Annotated in this window: 4 protein-coding genes; 3 read left to right on the forward strand and 1 reads right to left on the reverse strand. The window is 42.4% G+C overall.

Going from position 1 to position 4,781, the window contains the following annotated elements:
- Positions 1-368 precede the first annotated feature (368 nt).
- From BCU12_RS10835 to BCU12_RS10845, 3 genes are read left to right on the forward strand one after another with little or no spacing between them, the layout of a single operon-like run.
- Positions 369-1,394 carry a glycosyltransferase family 2 protein gene (locus BCU12_RS10835; RefSeq protein WP_241909808.1) on the forward strand — a complete coding sequence of 342 codons (1,026 nt, stop codon included), beginning with the start codon at positions 369-371 and terminating at the stop codon, positions 1,392-1,394.
- Positions 1,391-2,809, forward strand: a complete 1,419-nt coding sequence (locus BCU12_RS10840; protein ID WP_102404290.1) for a glycosyltransferase family 39 protein — start codon at positions 1,391-1,393, stop codon at positions 2,807-2,809. Before BCU12_RS10835 ends, BCU12_RS10840 begins: the two co-directional genes overlap by 4 nt.
- Positions 2,764-3,165, forward strand: a complete 402-nt coding sequence (locus BCU12_RS10845) for a GtrA family protein (RefSeq protein ID WP_102404291.1) — start codon at positions 2,764-2,766, stop codon at positions 3,163-3,165. Before BCU12_RS10840 ends, BCU12_RS10845 begins: the two co-directional genes overlap by 46 nt.
- Before the next feature lie 296 nt (positions 3,166-3,461).
- Here BCU12_RS10845 and BCU12_RS10855 read toward each other — a convergent pair whose 3' ends face one another.
- Positions 3,462-4,721: an adenylosuccinate synthase gene (locus BCU12_RS10855; RefSeq protein ID WP_102404293.1), complete on the reverse strand. Its 1,260-nt coding sequence runs from the start codon at positions 4,719-4,721 to the stop codon at positions 3,462-3,464.
- Positions 4,722-4,781: the final 60 nt, after the last annotated feature.

The following is a 4,781-nucleotide window of genomic DNA, read 5'->3' on the forward strand; positions in this document are numbered from 1 at the left end:
ATATACAATATCAAACCACATTTCTATTTAGTACTTTCACCTCTTATTCTTTAGAAGAACATTAATTAAAATCAACACAGTTAGGATTAAAAAACCCGAACTCTAACCAACCACATAAACACAGGCCGGGATAATATATAATTAATGAACATTTCGTAATAATTTATTTAGTTATCGGCTTGATTGAGTTAAGTAACCTATGAAATATTCACTACTCATTCAGGAGAGTTATAATGAAATCGTTTAACGGTGATGCTCTGAATCGGCTAGAGAGAGAGAAGAGATCAAGAAATCCTCATTCAACATTCTATCTTTTCTGGCTTCACAAGAGCCATAAATGCAGCAGATGTATTTGATGAAGCGGGGAAATGATTTTGCCAAAGAAATCCGACGCTCAAGTTAGGCAATCCAAGGCCAAAATGTCAGTCATTGTCCCAATGTATAATGAGGAGAGTGTCATTGAGAGCTTTCATTCACGACTCAATGCCGTTATACATTCGATGGGTATTCACTGCGAGGTCATCTATGTCAATGACGGAAGTCAAGATAAAACCGCAGACCTCATTAATGGGTTAACGAATCTCTACTATGATGTCATTTTACTAAACCTAAGTAGAAACTTTGGGAAAGAAGCTTCAATGTGCGCTGGCCTCGAAAGTGCATCGGGCGATATTACTATTATCATTGATGCGGATTTACAAGACCCGCCAGAGTTAATTCCTTCAATGTATAAAGCTTGGCAAAATGGTGCCGACGTCGTTTGCATGCAACGAAGTAAGCGCTACGGAGAATCCGCTTTTAAAAAGCTATCCGCATCACTTTTCTATAAAACTCTAAACCGGTTAGCTAACTGTGATATTCCAGAAAATGTAGGGGATTTTCGACTACTTGATAGAAAAGTAGTACAAGAACTGAACAAGCTGAATGAGAAAAACATCTACATGAAGGGCTTGCTAGCATGGCCCGGATTTAACCAGCAAATTATTCAATTTGAACGCGACGAAAGATACAGCGGAGACTCTAAATGGCCGTTTAAGAAGCTTGTTGGGTTAGCAATGGATGGAATCACTTCATTCAGTACCAAACCGCTACAACTCGCCACCTATCTGGGTTTTTTTATTGCGTCTAGTGCCTTCTTTTATGGACTGTACATCGTACTGAAGACCTTATTGCTTGGTGAGGCGGTCAGTGGGTTTCCTACTATCATGGTCGCTTTATTAGCCCTAGGAGGCGTCCAATTACTGTCTATAGGGTTAATTGGCTCTTATGTAGGTCGTATATACAAAGAGGTCAAAAACCGCCCTCGATATATCATACAGTCGCAGCAAAGTAGGTCTTTTCAAGAATCTGAGAAAGTGGTTACGATTCTTTCCAATAGAGGGAAGGAGCTATGATGCAAAGTTTATCTGTGCGATTAACCATCGCCATATTACTTGTGGTTGTGGTTAGACTCATATCGCTCGGCGCTTATCCTTTAATGGATACGACAGAAGCTCGATATGGTGAGATGGCCCGAATCATGGTCGACACTGGAAATTGGTTAACACCTCAATTCGACTACGGAGTACCTTTTTGGGGTAAACCGCCAATGCAAACGTGGGTGAGTGCATTTTCTGGTAATTTGTTCTCTATAAATGAATTTTTCCTACGTTTACCGCACCTAATCAGTGGACTATTAACTCTAGCAATTGTTGGGTATGTCGCTAAGCGCAAGGGCATTTCACCTTACCTGTCAATACTGACTCTTCTAACTACTGTTGGATTTTACATCGCCAGTGGCGCATTAATGACAGACTCTCTATTAGCACTGGCGATGACTATATCTATGGTTGGTTTCTACTTTGCGTGGGAGGGTCACGATAAAAACTCGGCATATTTAGGCTTTGCAGGCATTGGATTTGGGTTATTAATCAAGGGACCAGTCATCATAGTCCTAATTGGCATTGCTGTCGTACCGTGGATAATTACAAACTATGGCTTACTTGAGGGCTTCAGACAGTTTTGGCGTCGAATACCTATTTTTAGTGGCTTGGCATTAGCTCTCATTATCTCAGCACCCTGGTATTTATTAGCAGAACAAGCCACCCCAGGTTTTTTAGATTACTTTATAATCGGTGAACATTGGTCTCGATTTACTGTTAGTGGTTGGGAGGGGGATCTATACGGATCGGCTCATGATGAAATAAAGGGGACAATCTGGTGGTATTGGCTTTATACCGCATTTCCTTGGTCACTATTTGCGGTCTATTTGCTTGTAAACCAATCAAAACGCAAGCAGATGTTTAAAGATAAAGTAAATCGCCGATGGAATTCGTTTCTATTATTCTGGGTAATCTCACCTATGGTGTTATTCACTTTTGCAGGAAACATTCTCCAGATGTATGTCTTGCCGGGTATTCCCGCCTTGGCTCTATTTATTGTCTCTGGGATGCAAACCTTTCGACGTTTAGAGTACCTTTTGTGCAGCATTACTCCTATCGCCGTACTCGCGCTAATTACAGCTGCTAGCCCGTTGCTCTATGAAAAGAGTGATACCGCTCTATTTGAAAACATTGATAAGTCCATGCCCGTGTACTACGAGGGCAAACCAACTTTCTCTGGCCGTTATTATACATCGGGGAAAGCACTGAATTTGAATGACCACAAAGATGAGTTAGTGCCTCCCTACTATGTCGTGGTTTCAAAAAGTCGAATGGTAGCTACTAATAAAAATATATCAGGTTGTAATTATGTTTCAGAAAACAGAAAAAGAATACTGGTTGAATGTTTAGGTATTTCGATCTCAAGCGAAAGCTCAACTTCCTTTTAGTCGGTGGTTTTGGTTTTATCGTTGATTTTTTGACGTTTGAGGCGTTCGTACAGATTTTCGGTCTGGATATATATCTAGCGAGAGTCATTGCTTTTCTTATAGCAGTGATCTTTACATGGATTGGTAATCGCACATTGACATTTAGTGATCGCGACGAAAGTAAAAATAAGCATCAACTTGTAAAAGCAATTGCATGTGCTTGTGTGTCGCTCATACCAAATTTAGGGACTTTCTTTATATTAACCTTACTATTCGAGCAAAGAGAAATGGTGTATGTGGCCTTTTGTTCGGGTGTTCTTGCAGGTACCGTTAGCAATTATTTGCTCAGTGATAGGGTAGTCTTTCGAAGTTGCTGAGGATGTAAATACTATTAAAATTCAAGAGCTTAATTAAGCTCTTGGGGTTCGTATCTAATAGAGTGATTAATTATGTGTGATATAGGTTTAGAAATAGTGAGTAGTTTCACTTTACCATTAGACAATGTCAGGCAATTCTATTGGAGTAGATATCGGCGTACTGTTGCGCAAACTCATTTTGGCCAAAAGCTTGTTCACAACTCACCTATTCTTTGTCAGCCTGAACAGTAGCCCTAATAAAAAGAAACCCAGCGCTCGACTGGGTTTCATTGTTCTAAATTCGATTGTACAAGCTGCTAACGACGAATGATCATCTGTTCGCGCTCAGGCCCAACTGAAACCATAGTAATTGGCACACCCATCAACTCTTCTATACGCAGAACATAGTCTTGAGCGCCTTTAGGTAAGCTTTCGAACGTGCGACAACCAGAGATATCTTCATCCCATCCTTCCATCGATTCATAGATGGGGGTTAGCGCCGCAGTTTGAGGCCATATTGGGTTTTCAGTGTGTTCGCCATCGTAAGCAACGCAGATTCTGAGATCCTTCATGCCCGTTAAGCAGTCAATTTTCGTCAATGCAATCTCAGTGGCGGCTTGCAGCTCAACACCATTTTTCGTTGCTACCGCATCAAAGTACCCCATATCACGAGGGCGACCAGTCGTTGCACCGTATTCATTAGAGCTTTCACGGAAGTTGTCTTGCTCTTCCATCGCGGTCACCAAAGTGCCTGTACCCACTGACGAGCTGAACGATTTCGCTACCGCAATCACGCGTTCTGGTCTTAATGCCGGTAGTCCACTGCCAATGCCCGCATAAGCCGCCGTCACGTTTGATGATGTCGTCCAAGGGTATTCACCGTAAACCAAGTCACGCCCAGCACCCAGTTGCGCTTCAAACAATAAATTTGCCTGTTTGGTTTGCAGTGCTTTAAGCGGCTCAGTGACGTTACAGATAAACGGACGCCACGCCTTGGTCGTTTCAAGTAGCCACTGTGTTATGTCAGCGGCGCTTTCGTTGTAATCACACTCTGGGTAAAGCGCTTTTAACTGAGGCATTTTCCAATCAAGCATGAATTGAATGCGCTGCTCTAAGACCTCAGGCTGATTCAACCAACCGACAAGAATGCCTTTCTTCATCACTCTATCACCGTAAGCAGGTGCAATGCCTTGCCTTGTTGAGCCATACGCCGCGTCGCCAAGGCGCTGTTCTTCAAGGGTATCTTCTAATGCGTGGATAGGCAGACATAAGGTGGCTCGGTCTGAGATTTTTAGATTGACTTCCACACCCGTCGATTGAACTTCAGCAATCTCTTCGCTCAAGGCAGCTGGGCTGATCACCATGCCCGGGCCTAATACAGCGATGCAATTAGAGTTAAATATGCCGCTTGGCAATTGATGCAGTTTGAACGTTCCGAAGTCATTCACAACGGTATGACCCGCGTTGTTTCCGCCTTGAAAACGAATACTGGCAGAGGCCTCTGACGCCAGAAAATCAACGATTCTTCCTTTACCTTCATCACCCCAATTGGCACCCACAACAACAATAGACGACATAACATTTCTCCTAATCGGTTAAGAAATCATCTTAGTGACAGGAGTGAAATAATAGAAATT

Origin of the sequence: Vibrio sp. 10N.261.55.A7 (assembly GCF_002877365.1) — a bacterium.
In the GTDB taxonomy this organism is placed as follows: Bacteria; Pseudomonadota; Gammaproteobacteria; order Enterobacterales; family Vibrionaceae; genus Vibrio.

Excerpts from the sequence above, each read along its gene's own strand:
- BCU12_RS10840 (WP_102404290.1), top strand. The coding sequence starts at position 1,391 with ATGATGCAAAGTTTATCTGTGCGATTAACCATCGCCATATTACTTGTG.
- BCU12_RS10835 (WP_241909808.1), top strand. The coding sequence starts at position 369 with ATGATTTTGCCAAAGAAATCCGACGCTCAAGTTAGGCAATCCAAGGCC.
- BCU12_RS10855 (WP_102404293.1), bottom strand. The coding sequence starts at position 4,721 with ATGTCGTCTATTGTTGTTGTGGGTGCCAATTGGGGTGATGAAGGTAAA.
- BCU12_RS10845 (WP_102404291.1), top strand. The coding sequence starts at position 2,764 with ATGTTTAGGTATTTCGATCTCAAGCGAAAGCTCAACTTCCTTTTAGTC.